Origin of the sequence: Proteus hauseri, from assembly GCF_040139125.1 — a bacterium.
Classification (GTDB): domain Bacteria; phylum Pseudomonadota; class Gammaproteobacteria; order Enterobacterales; family Enterobacteriaceae; genus Proteus; species Proteus hauseri_B.
The window spans coordinates 1-597 of the sequence record NZ_JBEEUB010000036.1; the positions used below are offsets into that span (position 1 = coordinate 1).

Annotated in this window: 2 tRNA genes and 1 rRNA gene; all 3 read right to left on the reverse strand. The window is 42.7% G+C overall.

From position 1 onward, the window contains the following. Window positions 1–174 precede the first annotated feature (174 nt). Window positions 175–250 (reverse strand) — tRNA-Ala (locus ABN099_RS19015). 137 nt (window positions 251–387) lie between these two features. After that, window positions 388–464 (reverse strand) — tRNA-Ile (locus ABN099_RS19020). Between the two features lie 71 nt (window positions 465–535). Continuing rightward, window positions 536–597: ribosomal RNA gene (locus tag ABN099_RS19025) — 16S ribosomal RNA — on the reverse strand; the annotation flags it as partial.

Consider the following 597-nt stretch of genomic DNA (forward strand, 5'->3'; position numbering starts at 1 on the left):
GGTGTCAACGACACATTCAAAGTTTGAGATTTTGAGAGACTCATCAATATACCTCGGTGATATATTGATTTGTTTTCAATTTTTCAGCTTGTTCCAGATTGTTAAAGAGCAAAATAATTCGCAGTATACTATTGCTAATATACTCTGAATTACTGTTTTATATTCAAGAAATTATGGTGGAGCTAAGCGGGATCGAACCGCTGACCTCCTGCGTGCAAGGCAGGCGCTCTCCCAGCTGAGCTATAGCCCCATAATGCATTCTTAATACCAGTATAACCACTCCTTTTTCTTCTTTATAAAAAGAAGCTTTTTCTTTAGGCAAGGCGTGGAGTAACGAAGTTTACTTTAAGTAAACGAGTTGCTTCACAACGCAGCATAAAGGAAAAGTGGTAGGCCTGAGTGGACTTGAACCACCGACCTCACCCTTATCAGGGGTGCGCTCTAACCACCTGAGCTACAAGCCTATACCGGTATTTCTGCTCGTTCTTCATCAGACAATCTGTGTGAGCACTACACATAACACGTATCTCTTAGGTAAGGAGGTGATCCAACCGCAGGTTCCCCTACGGTTACCTTGTTACGACTTCACCCCAGTCA